The organism is Amycolatopsis sp. NPDC104863 (genome assembly GCF_055582965.1).
Genome location: NZ_JBVJOW010000003.1, coordinates 653027 through 676532 on the forward strand (window position 1 = coordinate 653027; position 23506 = coordinate 676532).

Genomic DNA, 23506 nt, shown 5'->3' on the forward strand with positions numbered 1-23506 from the left:
CGTGTTCAGTCACCCCGGCCGGTGAAGGCCAGCGTGGTGCCGAGGCCGATCATGACGAGGCCGCCGGTGCCGCCGACCATCTCGAGGCGCTTCGGTGAGCGGGCGAACCACGCGCGTGCGGTGCCCGCCACCAGCGCCCACGCGGTGTCGGTGGTCAGCGCGATCGCGGGCAGGCACAGGCCGAGCAGCAGCATCTGCGCCGGCACCGACCCGGCCGCCGGGTCGACGAACTGGGGCAGCAGCGCCGCGAGGAACACGATCGACTTCGGGTTGGCGAAGCCGACGACAAAACCGTCGCGCAGCACGGTGAAGACGCGGCCCGGGGTGGTGCGCACCTTCGCCGCCATCGCGTCGGACAGCTTCCGCCGGTGCCGGAACGCCTGGATCCCCAGGTACACCAGGTAGATCGCGCCCGCGATCTTGATCCCGGTGAACACCGCGGCCGACGTCGTGACGAGCGCGCCGAGGCCGAACGCGACCGCGACGACCTGCGTGTAGACGCCCACGGAGTTGCCGAGGACGGTGAGCAGCGCGTCGCGCCGGCCGACGGTGAGCGCGCGGCTGATCGTGAAGAGCACGCTCGGGCCGGGGACGACGACCATGAGGAAGGTCAGCGCGGCGAAGGCCGCGAAGTGCGTACCGGAGACCATGCCGCGAGGGTAAACGGCTCCCGACCGGGGAACCAGGCGTTTTTGTCGGTGCGGGGTGGTAAGACCAGCGGGTGCCTCCGCCGAAGATCACCACCGAGCAGCGCCGTGCCCGCCTCGCCGTCCGGCACCACCTGGCCGCGCCCGCGGCCACGGTGGCCGACGCCGTGGCCGGGGTGATCGCGCTGCACGCCACCGACCCGGCGACCGTCCACCTGTCGGCGTGCGCGCGGCTCGCGTCCCCGGCGATCGCCGCGGTGGAGCAAGCGCTGTACGAGGACCGCACCTTGCTGCGGCTGCTGGGCATGCGCCGCACGGTGTTCGTCACCAGTCTGGACACGGCGGCGCTCGTGCAGGCCGCGTGCTCCGCGGACATCGAAGTCAAGCAGCGGAAGCTCCTGGAGCAGCACCTCGGCCAGCAGGGCCACCCGGAAAACGTGCCGGAGCCGGGGAAGTGGCTGGCCGAGGTCGAAGCCGCGGTGGAAGCGGCTCTGCGCGCCCGCGGCTCGGCGACGGCGCAGCAGCTGAGCGAGGACGAGCCGAGGCTGCGCCAGCAGCTGCTGATGGCGGCGGGGAAGCCGTACGAGGCGATCGGCAACGTCACGAGCCGGGTGCTGTTCCTGCTGGCGGCGAGCGGCCGGATCGTCCGCGGCCGCCCGCGGGGCAGCTGGATCAGCACCCAGTACGTCTGGCACCCGATGGATGCCTGGGCGCCGGGGCTGCGCCCGTGGGAGGCGGAGGAGGCGCGGGTCGAGCTGGCCCGGCGCTGGCTGCGGGCGTACGGCCCGGCGCCGGTGGCCGACCTGCGCTGGTGGACGGGCTGGACGGCCGGCCAGACGAAGAAGGCACTGGCCGTGCTGAAGCCGGCGGAGGTCGACCTCGACGGCGTGCCGGGCGTGGTGCTGCCGGACGACGTCTCACCGGTGCCGTCACCGCCGCCGTGGGTGGCGTTCCTCCCGGCCCTGGACCCGACCCCGATGGGCTGGCAGGAGAGGGACTGGTTCCTGGGCCCGCACCGCCCGGCGCTGTTCGACCGCAGCGGCAACATCGGCCCGACGATCTGGCTGAACGGCCGCGTGGTGGGCGGCTGGGCCCAGCGCGCCTCGGGCGAAGTCGTGTTCCGGCTGCTGGAGGAGGTGGGGAAGGAGGCGACGGCGATGGTCGAGGCGGAGGCGGACCGCTGCGCGGGCTGGTACGGCGAGGTTCGTGCGGTGCCGCGGTTCCGGACACCGCTGGAGCGGGAGCTGACCGGGTGAAGCGGTCTCGCTGGATCGGTCGAGTCATGGACCTCACGCCCGCTCCCGCGCGCCCGGAACCCGGCGTCGGACAGCGGCCGGAAGCCGCCTTCCGACCAGATCGACTGAATCGTTCCAGCGCCTCGCGGGACACCTCCCCGTCACCAGTCCGCACCCCGCACTCCCAGCCGGAACCGCCGAACCGCGAGCCTCACCGGTCCACCGTGGTCCACCCGGCGGACCCACCCGGAAACCACCAGACTTCTTAATCGATTCTTGACCCGTTCGCCAAGTGGTGGAAGTCTCGTCAGGGCAGTCAGGGACGCGCATGCCCGCACGCTAGGGTTGCCGCGAGCCCGCAAGTCACGGCCGGGACTCCGGCCGATCCTCAGAGGAGTGGCAGCAGTGACCGTTCGCGTAGGTGTCAACGGCTTCGGCCGCATCGGCCGCAACTTCTTCCGCGCCGTGCAGGCCAGCGGCCACGACATCGAGGTCGTCGCCTTCAACGACCTCGGCGACGTCGCCACCATGGCCCACCTGCTGAAGTACGACTCCATCCTGGGCCGGTTCCCGGGTGAGGTCAGCGTCAGCGACGAGGGCATCGTCGTGGACGGCAAGACCATCAAGGCCCTCGCCGAGCGCGACCCGGCCAACCTGCCCTGGGGCGACCTGGGCGTGGACGTCGTGGTCGAGTCGACCGGCTTCTTCACCAACGCCGACGCCGCCAAGGCGCACATCGCCGGCGGCGCGAAGAAGGTCATCATCTCCGCGCCCGCCAAGGGCGAGGACCTGACCGTCGTGCTGGGCGTCAACGACGACAAGTACGACGGCTCGCAGAACATCATCTCCAACGCGTCGTGCACCACGAACTGCCTCGGCCCGCTGGCCAAGGTGCTCAACGACTCGTTCGGCATCGAGCACGGCCTGATGACCACGATCCACGCGTACACGCAGGACCAGAACCTGCAGGACGGCCCGCACAAGGACCTCCGCCGCGCCCGCGCCGCCGCGCTGAACGTGGTGCCCGCCTCGACCGGCGCCGCCAAGGCGATCGGCCTGGTGCTGCCGGAGCTGCTGGGCAAGCTGGACGGCTTCGCCTTCCGCGTCCCGGTCCCGACCGGCTCGGCCACCGACCTCACGGTGACGCTGAAGAAGTCCGCCACCGTCGAGGAGATCAACGCCGCCTACCAGGCCGCCGCCGAGGGCCCCCTCGCCGGCATCCTGCGCTACTCGGTCGACCCGATCGTGTCCTCGGACATCGTCACCGACCCGGCGTCCTGCATCTACGACTCGCCGCTGACCAAGGTCATCGGCAACCAGGTCAAGGTCGTCGGCTGGTACGACAACGAGTGGGGCTACTCCAACCGCCTCGCGGACCTGATCAAGCTCGTCGGCTCGAAGCTCTGAGCCGGATGTCCGTCAAGAACCTCGACGACCTGCTGGGCGAGGGCGTTCAGGGCCGGTACGTACTCGTGCGTTCCGACCTGAACGTCCCGCTCGACGGGTCTCGCATCACCGACGACGGCCGGGTCCGCGCCGCGCTGCCGACGATCAAGAAGCTCGCCGAGGCGGGGGCGAAGGTCGTCGTCACCGCGCACCTCGGCCGCCCCAAGGGCGAGCCGGACCCGAAGTACACGCTGGCCCCGGTCGCCGCGCGGCTCTCCGAGCTGCTCGGCGCCGACGTCACCCTCGCCGGTGACCTGGTCGGCGACTCCGCGAAGGCCCTGACCGCCGGCCTGGCCGACGGCAGTGTCGTCCTGCTCGACAACGTGCGCTTCGACGCGCGCGAGACCAGCAAGGACGCCGTGGACCGCTCCGAGCTGGCCGCCGAGCTGGGCGCGCTCGTCCCGGGCGGCGCGTTCGTCTCCGACGGCTTCGGCGTGGTGCACCGCAAGCAGGCCTCGGTCTACGAGGTCGCCTCGGTGCTCCCGGCGTACGCGGGTGGCCTGGTGCTGGCCGAGCTCGACGTGCTGAAGAAGCTCACCGACGACGTGCAGCGGCCGTATGTGGTCGTGCTCGGCGGCGCGAAGGTGTCCGACAAGCTCGGCGTCATCGCGAACCTGCTGACCAAGGTCGACCGGCTGCTCGTCGGCGGCGGCATGGCGTACACCTTCCTCAAGGCCCAGGGCCACGAGGTCGGCCAGTCGCTCCTGCAGGCCGACCAGCTCGACCAGGTGAAGGGCTTCCTCGCCGAGGCCGAGAAGCGCGGCGTCGAACTGGTGCTGCCGGTCGACGTCCTCGCGGCGACGGAGTTCGCGGCCGACGCCGAGAACGAGGTCGTCGACGCCACCGCCATCCCGGCCGACCGCCAGGGTCTCGACATCGGCCCGAAGACGCGCGAGCTGTTCGCCGGCAAGCTGGCCGACGCCAAGACCGTGTTCTGGAACGGCCCGATGGGCGTGTTCGAGTTCGAGGCGTTCTCCGGCGGCACCCGTGCCGTCGCGGAAGCCCTGGTCAAGAGCGACGCGTTCACGGTGGTCGGCGGCGGCGACTCGGCGGCGGCCGTCCGTCAGCTCGGGCTGCCCGAAGACGGCTTCTCGCACATCTCCACCGGCGGCGGTGCCTCGCTGGAGTACCTCGAAGGCAAGGAACTGCCGGGCGTGACCGCCCTGGAGGAGAAGAACTAGTGGCACGCAAGCCGTTCATCGCCGGCAACTGGAAGATGAACCAGAACCACCTCGAGGCGATCGCGCTCGTCCAGAAGATCGCCTTCGCGCTGCCGGAGAAGTACTACGCGAAGGTCGACGTGGCGGTGCTGCCGCCGTTCACCGACATCCGCAGCGTGCAGACCCTGGTCGACGGCGACAAGCTGTCGCTCACCTACGGCGCCCAGGACATCGCGCCGCAGGACTCCGGCGCCTACACCGGTGACATCTCGGGCCTGATGCTGGCGAAGCTGGGCTGCAAGTTCGTCGCCGTCGGGCACTCGGAGCGGCGCGAGTACCACGCCGAGACCGACGAGCTGGTCAACAAGAAGGTCAAGGCCGCGCTGAAGCACGGCATCACGCCGATCCTCTGCATCGGGGAGAAGCTCGAGGTCCGCGAGGCCGGCGAGCACATCCACCACACCACGACGCAGCTGATCGAGGGCCTGAAGGGCCTCAAGGCCGAGCAGGTCACCGGCGTGGTCGTCGCGTACGAGCCGGTCTGGGCGATCGGCACCGGCAAGGTCGCCTCCTCGGCCGACGCCGAAGAGGTCTGCAAGGCCATCCGCGCCACCCTCCAGGAGAAGTACGGCGACGAGGTCGCTTCGTCCGTCCGGGTGCTCTACGGGGGATCGGTGAAGTCGGGCAACATCAGCGAGCTGGTGGGCTGCGAGAACATCGACGGTGCCCTGGTCGGCGGAGCGAGCCTCGACGGCGAGGAGTTCACGAAACTCTGCGCACTCGCCGCGGGCGGGCCGCTGCCCTGATCGAGGCCACGACCGGGTAACCTGTGTATCCGGTCCGTCACACAGCAGTGGACGAGTCCAGGGGTACGGTGGTGGTCGGAAACGACCATGCCGTACCCCTGCATTCTCCTAGAGCCCAGAGGATGACATGAAGCTGTTCCTGCAAATCCTGTTGATCGTCACCAGCGTGTTCCTCGTGGTGGCGGTTCTCCTGCACCGTGGCCGGGGTGGTGGCCTGTCGTCGCTGTTCGGCGGTGGGATGCAGTCCAGCCTGGCGGGGTCGAGCGTGGCCGAGAAGAACCTCGACCGGATCACCCTGCTGCTGGGCGCGGTCTGGCTGATCAGCATCGTGGGGCTGGGCCTGCTGCTCAAGGTGTGACGTCCGGCGTCACGTCGTCGATCGAGACCGGGTCACGGCGGCAGGGCGCAGCGATTCGGCGTGCCTATTGGGGGGCGCGCCGCCGATTCCATAGGTGTGAGGATTCATGGTTGGCGGTAACGCGATTCGGGGCACCCGGGTGGGTGCCGGACCTACGGGCGAATCGGAACGAGGTGAGTCGGCGCCGCGGCGCCGCGTCGGCTACTGGTGTGCCAACGGGCACGAAGCCCGCCCATCGTTCGCGCTCGACGCGGAGATCCCCGACGAGTGGGACTGCCCCCGCTGCGGGCTCCCCGGCGGGCAGGACGAGAAGAACCCGCCGGCCGCGCCGCGGACGGAGCCGTACAAGACCCACCTGGCCTACGTGAAGGAGCGGCGCAGCGACGCCGACGGCGAGGCCATCCTGGCCGAAGCCCTCGAGCGCCTGCGTCAGCGCCGGGAGATCATCTAAGCGTTCGCTGGCCGGAAACCACCCCGGGACACCTCGGGGTGGTTTTTCGCGCGTTCCGGGCCTGAATACTCCGCGGCCCGGACCGCGCTCTCCAGGAGCACGAGTCGCTTCTTCGGGCGCGTGACCCGACTCCCCGGGCGCGTGTGTCGGCGCTTCAATCACGCGAGTTGACCGCTCAATCACGCGAGTTGACCGCTCAATCACGCGAGTTGACCGCTCAATCACGCGAGTTGACCGCTCAATCACGCGAGTCGATCCTTCAGACACGCGAGCTGACTCACCAGGCACGCGAGTCGCCCTCCACGCACGCGAACCGGCTGCCGGAGCACACGCAGGCCTTTCCGCCGGGCGTTCCGCGCCTGAGCAGCCCCCGTTTCCACGCTACGGCAGGGCCCCGACAGTTCCCGGGCCCAAGAAAGCCGCGAACGGCGGATTCCGGCCGTCACAGCCCGGAATCCGCCGTTCGCGGCTTCATCGAATCCGAAATCGTCCGACCCTGCCGGTAAAATGGAGACCGGGGGCCGGCGGCCGCCCTCAGCGGTCCAGCGGATACCGAGCCCGGACCCGGAACCCGCCGTCCTCGGTGCCCGATGTCTCGAAACTCCCGCCCAGCAACCGCGCCCGCTCAGCCAGGCCCGTCAGCCCGTGCCCACCCGAAGGCAGCTTCTCCGACGGACGGTTCGCGCGCTCGTTGCGGACCTCGATCTTGAGGGCGCCGTGCTCGCCGTGGATGCGGATCGTCGCCGTTGCGCCCGGCGCGTGCTTGTGGACGTTCGTCAGGCACTCCTGCACCGTCCGGTACGCCGCCGCCGAGACCTGGTTCGGCAGGGCCTCCGGCAGGTGCTCCACCGACAGGTGCACCGGGACCTCCGACGTCCGGATCAGCCGGTCGAGGTCGTTGATCCCGGGGCGGGGGCCGTCGTCGTCGGCGTCCGCGCGCAGGACGCTCAGCAGGGAACGCAGCTCCTCCAGCGTCCGCTTCGACAGCGTGCGGATGACCTGCGCCGTCTCCTGTGCGCGGTCGTCGGTGGTCTGGGCCTGCAGCGCGCCGGCCTGCATCGCGATCAGCGTGATCTGGTGCGAGACGACGTCGTGCATCTCGCGGGCCAGCCGCGCGCGTTCCTCGGCGCGGACGGCGTCGGCGTGGAAGCGGCGCTCGCGGTCGCGGCTCGTGGCCAGCTCGGCGAGCTTGTTCGAAACCTCGGCCCGCGCTCCGATGAGCAGGCCGATCGCGATCGGCATGCCGGCGACCAGCACGCCGTAGATGCCGTCGAGGATGTGCTCGCGCCAGCTGAGCTCGGCGAAGTCCTCCAGGGGCCACTGCACGAACCGGCAGATCCACACCAGCCCGGCGCCGACCCAGACCTGCCAGTGCAGCTGACGGCGGGTGGCGAGCATGCCGAGGGTGATCATCGACGCGAGCTGCGCCCAGCCGGCCAGGAAGCCGGGCACCGCGACGAGCACGGCGAGGAACGGGAACTTCCGGCGGAACACGACCGCGAGGCACGCGGCGCCGGACAGGTAGATCGAGTACGGCTGGGCCTTCTCGGGGATCACCAGCCAGACGTCGAGCACGGCCAGGATGACCGCGGCCGCCTCGATGGCGAACGTGACCACGGCGGGGCGGGGCACCGAGCCGAACAGGCTCAGCCCGCGCTTTCGGACCCGCTCGGCGGCCGACGGCCCCGAGGCTCCGATCGAGATGCCTGGAATCGAGAGTCCCTCTGTACTCATCGCTGGCGACCCCATTCGTCTTGTGGACTTGATGGTGAGAGGTGCTCAGGGCCCGATCGGGACGCGCAGCAACGGACAAATGTGCGGATGCTAACGAGGTGGCGTACGAAGACGGTAAGTTTCACCCGCCGTCGGCGTTCCGGCGTCCGGATTTCGCAATCGACTGGTCCATCCGGGCGATAGCCACGGACGGGTGCTACCGAGAGTGGGAGCTCTGCTTCCCAGCGTGCACCAAGACGACCACATCGTGGGAATCATGTTACCCACGTGTGGCCGTCCGGCGGTAGTTCTCAGGCCGCCATCGACCGGAGGTCGTCGCTGAGCAGGTCGTGCAGACCCGACGCGCACGCCTTCGCCGTCTCGATCGACCGCGGCAGCATCCCGGCCTCGTAGGTCCGGACGGCCTCGCCGACGCTCGACGCGGTCGCCAGCGCCGTGGCGAGCTCGGTGCCGTCCAGGAGGGCGAGGTTCGCGCCGACCCCGAGCGGCGGCATCAGGTGCGCCGCGTCGCCGAGCAGTGTCAGGTGGGGCGTGTGGGTCCACGCGTGCGGGACCGGCAGGACGTACAACGGCCGCGGCGTGAACCCGCCGTCGAAGTCCCGCAGGTAGCCGAGCAGGCCCGCGTCCCAGCCGGCGTAGCGCTCCAGCAGGCCCGCGCGCACGGCGGCCGTGTCGGCGAAGTCGACACCGGCGACCCATTCTTCCGACGCGTAGAAGACGGCGTAGCAGCGGATGTGGCCGTTGCTGTTGCGCTGCGCGAAGAGCGCCTGGCCACCGACCTTCGTCATCATCGTGCCCTGGCCGGTCAGCGCGGCGAGGGCCGGATGACGGCGGTCGGCGTCGTCGAGCCCGAACTCGACGAACGTGACCCCGCTGTACTCCGGCCGGACGCCGGTGAGGGCGCGGCGGACGCGCGACCACGCGCCGTCGGCGCCGATCACCAGGTCGAAGTCCTGGGCGGTGCCGTCGGCGAAGGCCAGACGCCCGGTCGTGGAGACGTCGGTGATCGGCCGCCCCCAGCGGACGGTGCCGGGCGCCAGGGAGCCGAGGAGAAGCCCGCGGAGCTGGCCGCGGTCGATCTCCGGGCGGAAGTCCTCACCGTCGGCGGGGACCTCGTCCACGACGACCTCGCCGCTCAACGGGTCGAGGGCGCGCATCTGCTGGCCTTCGGGCCGGGAGAGGGCGCGGAACTCGTCGTGGAGGCCGGCGGTGCGCAGCGCGACCTGGCCGGTGTCGCCGTGCATGTCGAGCGTGCCGCCCTGGGGGCGCGCGTCGGCGGCGGCTTCTTGTTCGAACAGGGTGACGTCGAGGCCGTGCAGCTGCAGGACGCGGGCACAGGCGAGCCCGCCGAGCCCGGCGCCGACGATCGCGATCCTGGCGGTGTCGATCCTGGTGGTGTCGATCCTGGTGGTGTCGATCTTGGTGGTGGTCATGGCTTCCCCCTGGAAGTCGGTGCCCCCGGCGGTTCCGGCGGCTCGAACCCAGAAAAGCACAGTGACTCAAAAAGTGCAATGACTCAACTTTTGAAGTGAGTCCACCATCACGTAGGCTGGACCGCATGACCGAAGTGATCGGGCGCCGCGAGCGCAAGAAGGCGCAGACCCGGCAGGCGCTGGCCGACGCGGCACTGGAGCTGTTCCTCGAGCGGGGCTACGACGCGGTCGGGGTGAAGGAGGTCGCGGACGCGGCGGACGTCTCGGTGACGACGTTGTTCAAGTACTTCCCCAGCAAGGAAGCCCTGCTGTTCGACCAGGACGACGACATCGAGGCGGCGCTGGTCCTCGCGGTCCGCGGCCGCCCGCCGGGCCACACGATCGTGGACGCCCTGCGCGAGCACGTCCTGCGCGACATCGCCGACGGCGGCCCGAGCCCCGAGTTCCTCAGCCTGATCGAGAGCACCCCGCCCCTGCGCGACTACGGCAGGCGGATGTGGATGCGCCACGAGACGGCACTGGCCCGCGCGATAGCGGAGGAGCAGGGCGCCCCCGAGGACGACGTCTCGTGCGCGTCACTGGCCCGGTTCGCACTGGCGTCCCGGGAGCTGATCGTGGCCCACGAGAACCCGCGCAAAGCGGCGGAGGAGATCTTCGGCAACCTGGGCCGCGGCTGGCGAACGAAATAACGCGCAAAGAACGAAGGCCCCCTGCCGAAGCAGGGGGCCTTCAAGAAAACTCACGCCGTAGGCGGCTGATACACCTTCGTCAGCTTCCCAGCAGCAGCACGATCCAACAGCCACAAAGTCCGCCGATGCCCCCGCGCCCCCGCCACCGGGAGCTGGACTTCGCCCGCTCCCGACAACGCCAGCGCCACCGCGTCGGCCTTCGCGTCGCCCGCCGTCATCAGCCAGACGTCCCGCGCCCGCCGGATCGTCGGCAGGGTCAGCGAAACCCGCGTCGGCGGCGGCTTGGGGCAGTTGCGGACCGCCACCACCGAACGCTCCGTCTCGTACACCGCCGGGGACTCCGGGAACACCGACGCCGTGTGCCCCTCGCCGCCCAGGCCGAGCAGCATGATGTCGAACGACGGGACGTCGCCGTGGTCCTCCGGGTCCGCGTTGTCCGCCAGCACGTGCGCGTACGCGGCCGCGGCCGCGTCCACGTCGTCGCCGAACTCGCCGTCCGAGGCGGCGATCGCGTGGACCCGCTTGGGATCCAGCGGCACGTGGTCCAGCAGGGCCTCGCGGGCCTGCTTCTCGTTCCGCTCGTCCGAACCCGTCGGGACGAACCGCTCGTCGCCCCAGTAGATGTCCAGGCGCGACCAGTCGATCGCGTCCCGGGCCGAGGACGCCCGCAGCTCGGACAGCACCGCGATGCCGGTGCCGCCGCCGGTGAGCACGAGCGACGCCGAGCCCTTGGCGGCCTGGACGTCCACCAGCCGCGTGACCAGCCGGGCGGCCGCGGCGGCCGCCAGCAGGTCCTGGTTCGCGTAGACGACCACCTCGGTCTTGCTCATGAAGCGCTCTTCTTCCCCGCAGCCGCCTTCTTCGGCGCCTTCGCGGCGGCCGGCTCCTTCGCGGCGGCCGGCTCCTTCGCGGCAGCCGGCGCCTTCTCGGCGGCGGCCGCGGCCCCCGCGGAGGTGACGTCGGGCTTGGCCGGCGCGCCGGTCTTGCCGTTCGTGCCGGACGTGATCTTGCCCAGGCCGTGCAGCGACGCCTCGTAGACCTCGTCCGGGTCGAGCCGGCGCAGCTCCTCGATCAGGCAGTCCTGGGTGCTGCGCCGCTGCAGGGCGATCCGCCGGGTCGGCTGGCCCGGCTGGGTCAGCGTGCCGACACGCCCGTCCGGCCGGTGCAGCTCCACCGCGCCCGACCGACGCTCCAGGTTGACCGAGATGATCCCGGCCGCGCCCGAGCTCTTGACCCGCTTGACCGGCACCTTCAGGTACTCGGCCAGCCACGCGGCCAGCAGCTCGGTCGACGGCGAGTCGGCCTCGCCGGTCACCGTCGCCGCGGTGACCTTCTCGTACGGCGGCAGGTCGAGCGCCGAGACGAGCTGGGCGCGCCAGTGCGTCAGGCGCGTCCAGGCCAGGTCGGTGTCACCCGCGGTGTATGCCTTCGCCCGCGTGGTCAGCGCCCGCACCGGGCTCTTCTCCGCGGCCGAGTCGGTGATCCGGCGCTGGGCCAGCTCGCCGAGCGGGTCCTTGTCCGGGTCCTTCGGGCCGGCGCCGGGCCACCAGGCGACGATCGGCGCGTCCGGCAGCAGCAGCGGCACGACCGCGCTCTGGCCCTGCGCGGCCAGCGGGCCGTAGAGCCGCAGCACGATGACCTCGCTCGCGCCGGCGTCGCCGCCGACGCGGATCTGGCCGTCGATCCGCGGCGCGGCCGTGCGCGCGCCCTTCGCGACCACGATCACCCGCGACGGGTGCTCGCGGCTCGCGCCGTTAGCCGCTTCGATCGCCTCTTCGAGGTTGGCGTCGTCGTCGGCCGCGATGACCAGCGTCAGCACCCGCCCGAGCGCCACTTGCCCGCCCTGTTCGCGGATCTCCACCAGCTTCTTGTTGAGTGCCGAAGTCGTGGTGGACGGCAGGTCGATGATCACGGGCGCCTCCATTTCCGGCCGGTGCGCTCCAGCATTTCGTCCGCCGACGGCGGGCCCCAGGTGCCCGGCGGGTACTGCTCCGGCGAGCCCTCCTTGGCCCAGTGCTCCAGCACCGGGTCGAGGATCTTCCAGGAGAGCTCGACCTCTTCGTTGACCGGGAACAGCGACGGCTCGCCGAGCAGGACGTCGAGGATCAGGCGCTCGTAGGCCTCGGGGGAGGACTCGGTGAACGCGTGCCCGTAACCGAAGTCCATGGTGACGTCGCGGACCTCCATCGTGGTCCCCGGCACCTTCGAGCCGAACCGCAGCGTGATGCCTTCGTCCGGCTGCACCCGGATGACCAGGGCGTTCTGCCCCAGCTCCTCGGTCGACGTCGAGTCGAACGGCAGGTGCGGCGCCCGCTTGAACACCACGGCGATCTCGGTGACACGGCGGCCGAGCCGCTTGCCGGTGCGCAGGTAGAACGGCACCCCGGCCCAGCGGCGGCTCTGCACCTCCAGGGTCACGGCGGCGTAGGTCTCGGTCTTCGAGTCCTTCGCGAAGCCCTCTTCCTGCAGCAGGCCGGGCACCTTCGTGCCGCCCTGCCAGCCGCCCGCGTACTGGCCGCGCGCGGTGGTCTGGCTCAGCGGCCCGATCGCGCTGGTGCCCGAGAGCACCTTGATCTTCTCCGCGCGCAGGGCCCGCGGCTCGAACGAGAGCGGCTCCTCCATCGCGGTGAAGGCGAGCAGCTGCAGCAGGTGGTTCTGGATGACGTCGCGGGCGGCGCCGATGCCGTCGTAGTACCCCGCGCGGCCGCCGAGGCCGATGTCCTCGGCCATGGTGATCTGCACGTGGTCGACGTAGTTGGCGTTCCAGATCGGCTCGAACAGCTGGTTCGCGAAGCGCAGCGCCAGGATGTTCTGGACCGTCTCCTTGCCGAGGTAGTGGTCGATGCGGAACACCGACTCCTCGGGGAAAACGTCGTTGACGATCGCGTTGAGCTCTTCGGCGCTCTTCAGGTCGTGCCCGAACGGCTTCTCGATGACCACGCGGCGCCAGGTGTTCTCGTCGGCGTTCGCGAGCCCGGAGCGGGCCAGCTGCTTGGTCACCACCGGGAACGCGCCGGGCGGGATCGACAGGTAGAACGCGGTGTTGCCGCCGGTGCCGCGTTCCTTGTCGAGGTCCTTGACCGTCTGCGCGAGCCGGTCGAAGGCGTCGTCGTCGTCGAAGGTGCCCTGGACGAACCGGATGCCTTCGGCGAGCCGGTTCCAGACCGACTCCTTGAACGGCGTGCGCGCGTGCGCCTTGACCGAGTCGTGCACGAGCTCGCCGAAGTCCTGGTGCTCCCAGTCGCGGCGGGCGAACCCGACGAGCGAGAAGCCCGCGGGCAGCAGCCCGCGGTTGGCCAGGTCGTAGATGGCGGGCATCAGCTTCTTGCGGGCCAGGTCGCCGGTGACCCCGAAGATCACCAGGCTGGACGGCCCGGCGATGCGCGGGAGCCGTTTGTCCCGCGGATCGCGCAGCGGGTTGCGCCAGGTCATGCGTCGACCTCCTGTACCGCGCGGACGACGGCCGCGAGGCCCGCGGCCCGGTCGGTCAGGTGCAGGCGCAGCACCGGGCGGCCGTGCTCGGCGAGCACCTGCCCGTCGCCCAGGGCCTGGGCGTGCTGCAGCTGCCCCAGCGTGTACGGCCGCTCCGGCACCTCGAGGTCGTGCTCGACGGCGCCGGACAGCTGCAGGAAGACCCCGTTCTGGTGCCCGCCCTTGTGGTACTGCCCGGTGGAGTGCAGGAACCGCGGGCCCCAGCCGAACGTCGTCTGCAGCTGCGTGCGCTTGGCGATCTCGCCGCGCAGCAGCTCGGTCGACGCGTCGTCGAGGCGGTCCAGGTAGGCCTGCACCGCGATGTAGCCGGCTTCCGGCGCCGACGCGAAGAACGCGCGGAGCACGTCGGTGAGGCTGCCGTCCGTGGAAACCCCGGCACTGCCGAAGATCTCGACCGGTCCGTCCACATTGGACGCCGTTTCGCCGCCCTTCAGCTTCTCCGGGTCGTCCAGCAGCGCGCGCGCCGCCTTCTTGGCCGCTTCGACGTCGGGCTGGTCGAACGGGTTGATCCCGAGCAGCCGGCCGGCCAGCGCCGTGGCGAACTCCCAGAGCAGGAACTGCGCGCCGAGCGAGCCGGTGACGGCGATCTTGGCCGCGCCCTTCGGGGCGCGGACCGCGACCGGGGTGGCGTCGGACTTCGCGTCGGCGAAGCCGGGCGCCTCCGTGCCTTCGACCGCGACGGGCAGCAAACCGGTGCCCTGCTTGCCGGTGGACTCGGCGATCAGCTGCTCGGCCCAGTCCGGGAAGCCCTTGATGCCGGAACCGGAGTCGGCCAGCACGACCTTCTCGGCGCCGGTCTCGTGCGCGGCGGCCCACGCGGCGGCCAGCTTGACCGCCGGGTTGTCCACGGAGTCCGCGCCGAGCTCTTCGGCCACCGAGGCGGCCTGGTCGAGCAGGCGGGCGACGTCCGCGCCGGCCAGCCCGGCCGGGACGAGCCCGAACGCGGTCAGCGCGGAGTAGCGGCCGCCGACGTGCGGGTCGGCGAGGAAGGTCTTGCGGTAACCCTCCTTTTCGGACAGTTCCTGGAAGGGCGAGCCCGGGTCGGTGACGACCACGATCCGCCGCGCCGCGTCGATCCCCGCGTCGGTGAACGCCTTCGCGAAGATCCGCCGGTGGCTGTCGGTCTCGACGGTGCCGCCCGACTTCGAGGACACGACGATCACCGTGCGCTCGAGGTCGCCGGCGAGCGCGTCGGCGACCTGGCCCGGGTCGGTCGTGTCGAGCACGGTCAGCGCGACGTCGTCGGTGCCGGTGATGACCTCCGGCGCCAGCGACGAGCCGCCCATGCCGGCCAGCACGACGCGGTCGACACCCTCGGACCGCAGCTCGGTCCGCAGGGCTTCGATCTCGCCGATCAGCGGCCGGGACGACTTGTGCAGCGACGTCCACGAGAGCCGGATCGACGCCTCGGACTCGGCGTCCGGACCCCACAGCGTGGCGTCCTGGGCCGCCAGCTTCGACGCGGCCTGGTCCGCGACCAGGCGCTCGGCCAGCGGAGCGGCCCGCTCCGCCAGCGTGGCGTCCACGATCTCGACGCCGGTGTTTTCCCCTGTCGTCATGTCGTGCTTCAGCCCTTCGCCTTTTCGAGCTGGCCGTTGACGGTGTCGAGCAGTTCGGTCCAGGACTTCTCGAACTTCTCGACGCCCTCGTTCTCCAGCACCAGGAACACGTCGGTGATGTCGATACCGACGGCCGAAAGCCGGTCGAAGACCTCCTGCGCCTCGGCGCCGCGGCCGGTGACCTGGTCACCCTTGAGCTCGGAGTGCTCGGCGACGGCGTCCATCGTCTTCTCCGGCATGGTGTTGACGGTGTCCTTCACCACCAGGTCGTCGACGTAGAGCGTGGGGGAGTAGTCCGGGTTCTTGACGCCGGTCGAGGCCCACAGCGGGCGCTGCGCGTGGGCGCCGTCGGCCGCGAGGGCCTTCCAGCGGTCCGAAGCGAACAGCTCCTCGAAGGCGGCGTACGCGAGCCGCGCGTTGGCGACGGCGGCCTTGCCGCGCAGGGCCTTGGCCTCGTCCGTGCCGATCGTGTCCAGGCGCTTGTCGATCTCGGTGTCCACACGGGACACGAAGAACGACGCGACCGAGTGGATGCCGCGCAGGTCGTGACCGTTGGCCTTCGCCTGCTCGAGACCGGCGAAGAAGGCCTCGATGACCGCCTTGTAGCGGGCGACGGAGAAGATCAGCGTGACGTTGACGCTGATGCCCTCGGCGAGCGTGGCGGTGATCGCCGGCAGGCCCTCCTGGGTGGCCGGGATCTTGATCAGCGTGTTCGGCCGGTCGACGGTCTTCCAGAGGTCCTTCGCCTCGGCCACCGTCTTGTCGGTGTCCTTGGCCAGGCGCGGGTCGACCTCGATGGAGACGCGGCCGTCGACGCCGTTCGTGGCGGTGTAGACGTCGCGGAACAGGTCCGCGGCGTTGCGCACGTCGGTCGTGGTCAGGTCGCGGATGGTGGCCTCGACGTCGGCGTTCTGGGCGGCCAGCTCACGGGTCCGCTCGTCGTAGGCGTCACCCTTGGACATCGCGTTGGCGAAGATCGTCGGGTTGGTCGTGACGCCGACGACGTGCTTGTCGCGGATCAGGTCCGCGAGGTTGCCGGTGTTCAGGCGTTCGCGCGAAAGGTCGTCCAGCCAGATCGATACACCGGCTTCGGACAGCGCGGCGAGCTTGTCTGTGCTCATTACTGTCATCCCCTTCAGTTCTTGGTGTTGGCGATCGAGCGGCGGGCCGCCTCGACGACTGCTTCCGCGGTGAACCCGAACTCACGGAACAGTGTGGCGGCATCGGCGGAGGCGCCGAAGTGCTCGATCGAAACGTTCACCCCGGCGTCACCGGTGAAGCGGTGCCACGACTGGGCGATGCCCGCCTCGACGGACACGCGGGCCTTCACCCCGGCCGGGAGGACCGACTCGCGGTAGGCCGCGTCCTGCGCGTCGAACCACTCGACGCACGGCATCGACACGACGCGCGCCTTGACGCCGTCGGCCTCGAGGGTCTTCTTCGCCTCGACGGCGAGCTGGACCTCGGAGCCGGTGGCCATCAGCACGACGTCCGGGGTGCCGTCCGAATCGGCCAGGACGTACCCGCCCTTGGCGACGCCCTCGGCGCTGGTGCCCTCGAGCACCGGCACGTTCTGGCGGGTGAGCGCCAGGCCGGACGGGTGGTGGATGTCCTCCAGCACGGCCTTCCACGCGTAGGCGGTCTCGTTGGCGTCCGCCGGGCGGACGACGTTGAGGCCCGGGATCGCGCGCAGCGCGGAAAGCTGCTCGATCGGCTGGTGCGTCGGGCCGTCCTCGCCCAGGCCGATCGAGTCGTGCGTCCAGACGTAGGTGACCGGCGCCTTCATCAGCGCGGCCAGCCGGACCGGCGGGCGCATGTAGTCGGAGAAGATCAGGAACGTCGCGCCGTACGGACGGGTGCCGCCGTGCAGCGCGATCCCGTTGAGGATCGAGCCCATGGCGTGCTCGCGGACGCCGAAGTGCAGCGTCCGGCCGTACGGGTTCGCCGCCCACATGTCCGTGGCGGCCTTCTCGGGACCGAACGAGTCGGCGCCCTTCATCGTGGTGTTGTTGCTCTCGGCCAGGTCGGCCGAGCCGCCCCACAGCTCCGGCAGCGGCTCGGCGAGGGCGTTGAGCACCTCGCCGGAGGCCTTGCGGGTCGCGATGCCCTTGGCGTCCGGCTCCCACTTCGGGAGGTTGTCCGCGAAGCCCTCGGGCAGCGTGCGGGTGGCCATCCGGTCGCCGATCTTCTTGCGCTCCGGGTTCGCGGCGCCCCACGCCTCGTACTTCTCCTGCCATTCGGCGTGGGCGGCCTTGCCGCGCTCGAGCGCCTGGCGGGTGTGCTTGATGACGTCGTCCTCGACCTGGAACGACTGCGCCGGGTCGAAGCCGAGGATCTCCTTGACCGCCGCGACCTCTTCGCCGCCCAGCGCCGCGCCGTGCGCCTTGCCGGTGCCCATCTTCTTCGGCGCCGGGTAGCCGATCACGGTCCGCAGCGCGATGAACGACGGGCGGCCGGTCTCGGCCTTCGCGTTCTTGATCGCCTCTTCGATCGCGACGACGTCCTCGCCGCCCTCGACGACCTGGGTGTGCCAGCCGTAGGCCTCGTAGCGCGCGACGGTGTCCTCCGACAGCGCGATGTTCGTGTCGTCCTCGATGGAGATCTTGTTGTCGTCGTAGAAGACGATCAGGTTCCCCAGCTCCTGGCGGCCCGCGATGGACGAGGCCTCGGAGGTGACGCCCTCTTCGATGTCGCCGTCGGAGGCGATGACGAAGATGTGGTGGTCGAAGATGCTCTCGCCGGGCGCCGCGTCCGGGTCGAGCAGGCCGCGCTCGCGGCGGGCGGCCATCGCCATGCCCACGGCGTTCGCCAGGCCCTGCCCCAGCGGGCCGGTGGTGGTCTCGACACCGTCGGTGTGGCGGTACTCCGGGTGACCCGGGGTCTTCGAGCCCCACTTGCGCAGCCGCTTGAGGTCCTCGAGCTCGAGGCCGTAGCCGGCGAGGTACAGCTGGATGTAGAGCGTCAGGCTCGAGTGCCCGGCCGACAGGACGAACCGGTCACGGCCCGGCCAGTGCTGGTCGTTCGGGTCGTGCCGCAGGATGCGCTGGAACAGCGTGTAGGCCAGCGGCGCCAGGCTCATCGCGGTGCCGGGGTGGCCGCTGCCACAGTTCTCGACCGCGTCCGCGGCGAGCACCCGGACGGTGTCCACGGCGCGGGTGTCGGTGTCGGTCCAGTCGGCGGGGACGTTACGCCGGAGGAGTGGGTTGTTCTCGCTGGTAGGGGCGGTTTCGGACACTGAACTCCAACTCCCGGTCATGATGGTTGCGGCTGGTCTTCCTCGTTCCGGTTACCCGTGCGCGGGGTCCTCTGTCTCAATCGATCCCGAAGGGACGATATTCCTGCTCGCGACCCTGCGCAGGGGCAATCGCGGCCCGTCGCGGCCAGCCTAGTGCTTGGACCCGTTCCAGACCCGCGATCACCCACGGGATTCACCACGTCTAACATCGTTCGAGGGTTCACACCGGCGGTTTTCAGCGGCACCACACGCCTCCGGCAGCGGGCCCGCCCCGAACCTGACGCAGGGAGTGAAATGTCGTTGGTGAACGCTGCGCACGGACGCAGTGACGACACCAGCGCCGTGCACCCGACCGGTGAGCGACCGCACGGTGACCGGCGAAGCGTGCGCCAGGTCGTCGGCGCCTATGCCGCGTTGGCGAAGCCGCGGGTGATCGAGCTCCTCCTGGTGACCACGATCCCGGCGATGTTCCTCGCCGGCCGTCAGATCCCCTCGCCGTGGCTGGTCCTGGCCACGCTGCTGGGCGGGACGATGGCCGCGGGCAGCGCGAACGCGCTCAACTGCGTGATCGACGCGGACATCGACAAGGTGATGAACCGCACGAAGCGCCGTCCGCTGGTGAAGGACTCGGTGCCGCGGCGCGGCGCGCTGATCTTCGGCTTGGTCATGGGCGTCGCGTCGGCCGTGGTGCTCTATTTCACGGTCAACCTGCTGTCGGCGATCCTCGCGGTCGCGACGATCCTCTTCTACATCTTCGTCTACACGCTCGGCCTCAAGCGGCGCACGTCACAGAACGTGGTCTGGGGCGGTGCGGCGGGCTGCATGCCGGTCGTCATCGGCTGGGCCGCGGTCACCGGCACCGTGCAGTGGCCGGCGTTCGTGATGTTCGGCGTCATCTTCTTCTGGACCCCGCCGCACACCTGGGCGCTGGGCATGAAGTACCGCGACGACTACGAGCGCGCGGGCGTCCCGATGCTCCCGGTCGTCGCCACGGCCCAGCACGTCGCCAAGCAGATCGTCATCTACTCGTGGGTGATGGTGGCCTGGACGCTGCTGCTGCTCCCGGTGACGTCGTGGCTGTACGGCACGTTCGCCATCCTGGCCGGCGGCTGGTTCCTCTTCTACGCGCACAGCCTGCAGGCGGCGGTCCGGCGCGGGGAAGAGACCAAGCCGATGGCGCTGTTCCACCGGTCGAACACCTACCTGATGATCGTGTTCGTCGCGCTGGCCGTCGACTCGGCGATCGGCCTGCCGACCCTCGGCCTCCCGTTCTGAGCCCGGCGGGGTTCTTCGCCGACGTCATCGAGTCGGGCACCGTGCTCGGGGCCGACCACACGTGGTCACCCGAGCGGGTGGCCGAACTGCTCGGCGACGACTACGGCGACAACCCGTCGAAGCACTCCCTGGGCCGCGACCACGGCATGGCCGAGTTCTTCTGGCAGCGGGGCAGCGCCCGCGAGCCGTGGGCGGGGACCCACTTCTCGGTGCAGGCGCACCGGCTCCGGCACCGCGACCCCGAGATGATCAACCGCCTGGTCCGCGAGCGCTACGGCCCGTTCGCCGGTCCGGTGACGTTCGACGAGGTGAGCGCGCTGCTCGCCGTTCGAGGTGTGCCGCTTGCCGAGGTGCCGTACCCGGACGACCCCGACGAGATGCGCACGTACTGGCAGGCGGGCTCGCGGACCTTGGTCTTCGTGGTGGCGGGGTCTTACTACGGCCGGGCCGGCGACCTCTACCGGGTGCAGAGCCCAGGCTCGCCGTGAGGCCGCGCCTGGGCAAGGACCGGGTGCTGGTGGTGCTGGCGGCCGTCGTGGTCCTCGGCCTGCTGGCGTTTATCGGCCGCGGAAAGGTGTCGCTCGACACGAACGCGCTCCTCGGCAGCGGTTGTGCGATTCCCGCGCGGATCACGGCATCGCCGGGTCCGGCCCCGGACGGCGGTGCGGTGCGCGTCGCCGAACAGGGGCCGGGCGCCGCTGTGCTGGAGAACACGAGCGCGCTGGCCGCCTACCACGTCGTGGTGACGTCCGGTTCGCGGTCCGTCGAGGTGCCGCTGCTCACTCCCGGGCAGCGGGGCGGCGTCGCCCTGGACCGGCCCACACCCGGCCCGGCGGTTTGGCTGGCACCCGAGGCACTGGGCGGCTTCACCCCGGTGACCGCGACCGTCGTCCCGGGTGGTGTCCGCTACCACTCGGCGAACTGCCGGGCGCTGACCAGCCGCGGAGCCGCGGTGCTCCACCGCGACGCGGCCGGCCGCATCACCGGCGGCGAGCAGCTGCCGGCGGCGAGCGTGTCGTGCGCGGTGGGGGAGAAGGAGCTGCCGGCCACCCTCGCTCCCGGCAGCGAGGTCTCCCCGTACTGCGACCTCGCGCCGGAATGATCGCGCCGCGTGCGCCGTTAAACTTGGCTGGCTCTTTTCCTTGAGGCGAAAGCAGGATCCTCTTGTCCGTGTCTTCGGACGGCTTCCCCGCCGAGCTCGCGCGCGAGCAGGCGTACGTCACCACCCTCTACGCGAAGCTCGACGCCGAGCGTGTCGACGCCCAGCGCCGCCTCGACGAGACGCTGCGCCAGACCGGCGGGACCCCGCAGGCCCGCACCGAGCGCGACGTCGCCACGACGCTGTACACCGACCGGCTGGCCCAGCTCGGCTCGGTCGAGCAGGGGCTGGCCTTCGGCCGGCTCGACTTCGTCCCCGGCAGTGCCGAGGAAACCACCTACATCGGCCGGCTCGGGCTGTTCGACGAAGACGACGACTACAAGCCGCTGCTCGTCGACTGGCGGGCGCCGGTCGCGCGGCCGTTCTACCTCGCCACCGCGGCGTCACCCGACGGGGTGCGCCGGCGGCGGCACCTGCGGTCGCTGACCCGCAAGGTCACCGGCTCCGACGACGAGATCCTCGACCTCACCGCCGCCGACCAGGGCCAGGACCTCGGCCTGGCCGGCGAGGCCGCGCTGCTGGCCGCGCTCGAACAGCGGCGCACGGGTGAGATGAGCGACATCGTCGCGACCATCCAGGCCGAGCAGGACCGGATCATCCGCGCGCCGCTGGGCGGGGTCATGGTCGTGCAGGGCGGGCCGGGCACCGGCAAGACCGCGGTCGCGCTGCACCGCGCGGCCTACCTGCTCTACACCCACCGCCAGCAGCTCACCACGCGCGGCGTGCTCGTCGTCGGGCCCAACAGCACCTTCCTGCGCTACATCGGCCAGGTGCTGCCGTCGCTCGGCGAGACCGGTGTGCTGCTCGCCACGATCGGGCAGCTCTACCCGGGCCTGGACGCCGACGGCGCCGAGCCGAAGGAGACGTCGGAGGTCAAGGGCCGGCTGGTGCTGGCCGAGGTGCTCGCCACCGCCGTCCGCGACCGCCAGCGGGTGCCCGAGCCGGTGGTGGAGATCGAGTACGAGCACGACGTCCTGCGGCTCGACCGCAAGACGTGCGCCGACGCCCGCACCCGCGCCCGCCGGTCGCGCCGCCCGCACAACCCGGCGCGGCGCCTGTTCGTCTCCGACGTCCTCGACGCGCTGACACGCCAGGCCGCGCGGAAGCTCGGGGACGACCTGCTCGACGGCCAGGACCTCCAGGACATCCGCGCCGAGCTGGCCGCGGACGAGAACGTCGCGAAGGCGGTGAACGAGCTGTGGCCCGTGCTGACCCCCGAAGGGGTGCTCGACGACCTGTTCGCCGACCGCGAACGCCTCACGAGCGCCGCCGGGAAGCTGCTGTCCGCCGACGAGCGCGCGCTGCTGGAGAGCGGCCGCGACACGAAGTGGACCCCGGCGGACGTGCCACTGCTCGACGAGCTGGCCGAGCTGATCGGCGTCGACGACACCGAGGCCCGCGTCGAGCGCAAACGCCGTGAGCGCGAAGACCGCGCGTACGCCGAAGGGGTGCTCGACATCCTCGAACAGGATGAAGAGATCATCGACGAGGAGCTGCTGCGCGTCTCCGACGTCCTCGACGCCGAGCTGTTCGCCGAGCGCCAGGTGGAGCGCAGCGAGCTGACCGCCGCCCAGCGCGCCGCGCAGGACCGGACCTGGACGTTCGGGCACGTGATCGTCGACGAGGCCCAGGAGCTCTCGGCGATGGACTGGCGGCTGCTGATGCGCCGCTCGCCGAACCGGTCGATGACGCTGGTCGGCGACGTCGCGCAGACCGGCGCGGCCGGCGGCGCGCGGTCGTGGGACGAGGTGCTCTCGCCGTACGTCGCGGACCGGTGGCGGCTGGAGCAGCTGACCGTGAACTACCGCACGCCCGCCGAGATCATGGCGGTCGCGGCGCGGGTGCTGGCCGAGGTGGATCCCGCCTTGTCGGCGCCGTCGTCGGTGCGGGAGACGGGAGTGCCGCCGTGGTCGGCGAACCCGGCTTCCCTCGAGCACGCGCTGCCGGAGCTGGTCACCCGCGAGCTGTCCGAAGTGGACGGTGGCACGGTGGCGGTGCTGGTGCCCTCCGGGCGTCTCGAGCAGGTTTCGGGGTGGCTCGCCGACCGGGACGAACGGCTGAGCGTGCTGACCGTCGAGCGCTCGAAGGGCCTGGAGTTCGACTCGGTGGTGCTCGTCGCGCCGGACGAGGTCGTGGCGGGCTCGCCGCGCGGGCTCAACGACCTGTACGTGGCCCTGACGCGGGCGACCCGGCGACTCGGTGTGGTCCGGACCGGTGACGAAGTACCGGCACTCTCCGTGCTTGGCTAGGGTGCCCGGCATGCAGAAAATCGGGAAGATCGTGGTCGTCGCCGCGGCGGCGCTGTCGCTGGCCGCGTGTGGCCAGGACGCCAAGACCGAGACGGCCGCCCCCGCGGGCCCGCCGGTCCCGTCGTCGGACGCCGCTCAGGCGACCCAGAGCAAGGGCCGTGAGTGCACCGCGGACGACGTCAAGACGACGGGGAAGTTCGGCGAAGCGCCGACGATCACCATTCCGGACAACTGCGACCCGCCGAAGAAGCTGATCACGAAGGACCTGTCCGAGGGCACCGGCAACGGCGCGAAGGCCGGCCAGAACCTGAAGATGAACTACTCGCTGGTGACCTGGTCGGACAAGCAGAAGCTGGACAGCTCGTTCGACCGCGGTGAGCCGTTCGACCTGCAGCTGGGCGCCGGCATGGTGATCCCGGGCTGGGACCAGGGCCTGGTCGGCATCAAGCAGGGCGGCCGCCGCCTGCTGATCATCCCGCCGGACCTCGGGTACGGCCAGGGTGGCCAGGGCATCAAGCCCAACGAGACGCTGGTCTTCGTCACCGACGCCGTCGCGGTGCCGACCGACAAGGGCTGAG

Annotated in this window: 21 protein-coding genes; 12 read left to right on the top strand and 9 right to left on the bottom strand. The window is 70.9% G+C overall.

The genetic code is table 11. The annotated features are described in order from the left end of the window. Positions 1 to 5 precede the first annotated feature (5 nt). Entirely contained in the window at positions 6 to 650 is a 645-nt protein-coding gene (locus tag ACZ63J_RS19715) for a LysE family translocator (protein ID WP_465337718.1), read from the bottom strand. Between the two features lie 71 nt (positions 651 to 721). On the opposite strand from ACZ63J_RS19715, the gene ACZ63J_RS19720 reads away from it, so the two are divergent. From ACZ63J_RS19720 to ACZ63J_RS19745, 6 genes are all read left to right on the top strand, one after another. Then, a complete protein-coding gene (locus ACZ63J_RS19720; RefSeq protein WP_465405119.1) occupies positions 722 to 1903 on the top strand; it encodes a winged helix DNA-binding domain-containing protein in 1182 nt (393 codons plus the stop codon). Between the two features lie 384 nt (positions 1904 to 2287). After that, complete coding sequence (gene gap, locus ACZ63J_RS19725) at positions 2288 to 3289, top strand: type I glyceraldehyde-3-phosphate dehydrogenase (protein WP_465405121.1); 1002 nt, start codon at positions 2288 to 2290, stop codon at positions 3287 to 3289. Positions 3290 to 3294: 5 nt separating this feature from the next. After that, entirely contained in the window at positions 3295 to 4509 is a 1215-nt protein-coding gene (locus tag ACZ63J_RS19730) for a phosphoglycerate kinase (RefSeq protein WP_465405123.1), read from the top strand. Next, the gene (gene tpiA / locus ACZ63J_RS19735; RefSeq protein ID WP_465405125.1) at positions 4509 to 5294 is read left to right on the top strand and encodes a triose-phosphate isomerase; all 786 of its coding nucleotides are present in this window, start codon (positions 4509 to 4511) and stop codon (positions 5292 to 5294) included. Before ACZ63J_RS19730 ends, tpiA begins: the two co-directional genes overlap by 1 nt. A gap of 127 nt (positions 5295 to 5421) precedes the next feature. After that, positions 5422 to 5652: a preprotein translocase subunit SecG gene (secG, locus tag ACZ63J_RS19740; protein ID WP_086845181.1), complete on the top strand. Its 231-nt coding sequence runs from the start codon at positions 5422 to 5424 to the stop codon at positions 5650 to 5652. A gap of 106 nt (positions 5653 to 5758) precedes the next feature. Next, positions 5759 to 6103, top strand: a complete 345-nt coding sequence (locus ACZ63J_RS19745; protein ID WP_086671261.1) for an RNA polymerase-binding protein RbpA — start codon at positions 5759 to 5761, stop codon at positions 6101 to 6103. Positions 6104 to 6637: 534 nt separating this feature from the next. Here ACZ63J_RS19745 and ACZ63J_RS19750 read toward each other — a convergent pair. Both ACZ63J_RS19750 and ACZ63J_RS19755 read right to left on the bottom strand, forming a co-directional pair. Then, positions 6638 to 7837: a sensor histidine kinase gene (locus ACZ63J_RS19750; RefSeq protein WP_465405127.1), complete on the bottom strand. Its 1200-nt coding sequence runs from the start codon at positions 7835 to 7837 to the stop codon at positions 6638 to 6640. A gap of 290 nt (positions 7838 to 8127) precedes the next feature. After that, positions 8128 to 9270, bottom strand: a complete 1143-nt coding sequence (locus ACZ63J_RS19755; RefSeq protein WP_465405129.1) for an FAD-dependent oxidoreductase — start codon at positions 9268 to 9270, stop codon at positions 8128 to 8130. Positions 9271 to 9395: 125 nt separating this feature from the next. Here ACZ63J_RS19755 and ACZ63J_RS19760 point away from each other — a divergent pair, with 125 nt between their 5' ends. Further along, complete coding sequence (locus tag ACZ63J_RS19760) at positions 9396 to 9959, top strand: TetR/AcrR family transcriptional regulator (RefSeq protein ID WP_465405130.1); 564 nt, start codon at positions 9396 to 9398, stop codon at positions 9957 to 9959. Between the two features lie 50 nt (positions 9960 to 10009). Here the strand turns inward: ACZ63J_RS19760 and pgl are convergent, their stop codons facing one another. Genes pgl through tkt form a run of 6 tightly spaced genes read right to left on the bottom strand, consistent with a single transcriptional unit; the run spans position 10010 to position 18245 of the window. Then, positions 10010 to 10789: a 6-phosphogluconolactonase gene (gene pgl, locus ACZ63J_RS19765; RefSeq protein ID WP_465405131.1), complete on the bottom strand. Its 780-nt coding sequence runs from the start codon at positions 10787 to 10789 to the stop codon at positions 10010 to 10012. After that, positions 10786 to 11871, bottom strand: coding sequence for a glucose-6-phosphate dehydrogenase assembly protein OpcA (gene opcA, locus ACZ63J_RS19770; protein ID WP_465405133.1), 1086 nt, complete (start codon positions 11869 to 11871; stop codon positions 10786 to 10788). Before opcA ends, pgl begins: the two co-directional genes overlap by 4 nt. Further along, complete coding sequence (gene zwf / locus ACZ63J_RS19775; RefSeq protein ID WP_465311189.1) at positions 11868 to 13391, bottom strand: glucose-6-phosphate dehydrogenase; 1524 nt, start codon at positions 13389 to 13391, stop codon at positions 11868 to 11870. The genes opcA and zwf overlap by 4 nt, the downstream gene beginning before the upstream one ends. Continuing rightward, entirely contained in the window at positions 13388 to 15010 is a 1623-nt protein-coding gene (locus ACZ63J_RS19780; RefSeq protein WP_465405135.1) for a glucose-6-phosphate isomerase, read from the bottom strand. Before ACZ63J_RS19780 ends, zwf begins: the two co-directional genes overlap by 4 nt. A gap of 8 nt (positions 15011 to 15018) precedes the next feature. Next, the gene (gene tal / locus ACZ63J_RS19785; protein WP_465405137.1) at positions 15019 to 16131 is read right to left on the bottom strand and encodes a transaldolase; all 1113 of its coding nucleotides are present in this window, start codon (positions 16129 to 16131) and stop codon (positions 15019 to 15021) included. Positions 16132 to 16145: 14 nt separating this feature from the next. Beyond that, entirely contained in the window at positions 16146 to 18245 is a 2100-nt protein-coding gene (tkt, locus tag ACZ63J_RS19790) for a transketolase (RefSeq protein WP_465405139.1), read from the bottom strand. 294 nt (positions 18246 to 18539) lie between these two features. Here tkt and ACZ63J_RS19795 point away from each other — a divergent pair, with 294 nt between their 5' ends. From ACZ63J_RS19795 to ACZ63J_RS19815, 5 genes are all read left to right on the top strand, one after another. Further along, positions 18540 to 19520, top strand: coding sequence for a heme o synthase (locus ACZ63J_RS19795; protein ID WP_465405141.1), 981 nt, complete (start codon positions 18540 to 18542; stop codon positions 19518 to 19520). Positions 19521 to 19561: 41 nt separating this feature from the next. Next, positions 19562 to 20008, top strand: a complete 447-nt coding sequence (locus ACZ63J_RS19800) for a hypothetical protein (RefSeq protein WP_465405143.1) — start codon at positions 19562 to 19564, stop codon at positions 20006 to 20008. Further along, the gene (locus ACZ63J_RS19805; RefSeq protein WP_465405145.1) at positions 20005 to 20622 is read left to right on the top strand and encodes a hypothetical protein; all 618 of its coding nucleotides are present in this window, start codon (positions 20005 to 20007) and stop codon (positions 20620 to 20622) included. Before ACZ63J_RS19800 ends, ACZ63J_RS19805 begins: the two co-directional genes overlap by 4 nt. Positions 20623 to 20684: 62 nt before the next feature. After that, positions 20685 to 22928, top strand: coding sequence for a HelD family protein (locus ACZ63J_RS19810; protein WP_465405147.1), 2244 nt, complete (start codon positions 20685 to 20687; stop codon positions 22926 to 22928). Between the two features lie 10 nt (positions 22929 to 22938). Beyond that, positions 22939 to 23505, top strand: coding sequence for an FKBP-type peptidyl-prolyl cis-trans isomerase (locus tag ACZ63J_RS19815; protein WP_465311197.1), 567 nt, complete (start codon positions 22939 to 22941; stop codon positions 23503 to 23505). The last annotated feature ends 1 nt before the right edge of the window (position 23506 follow it).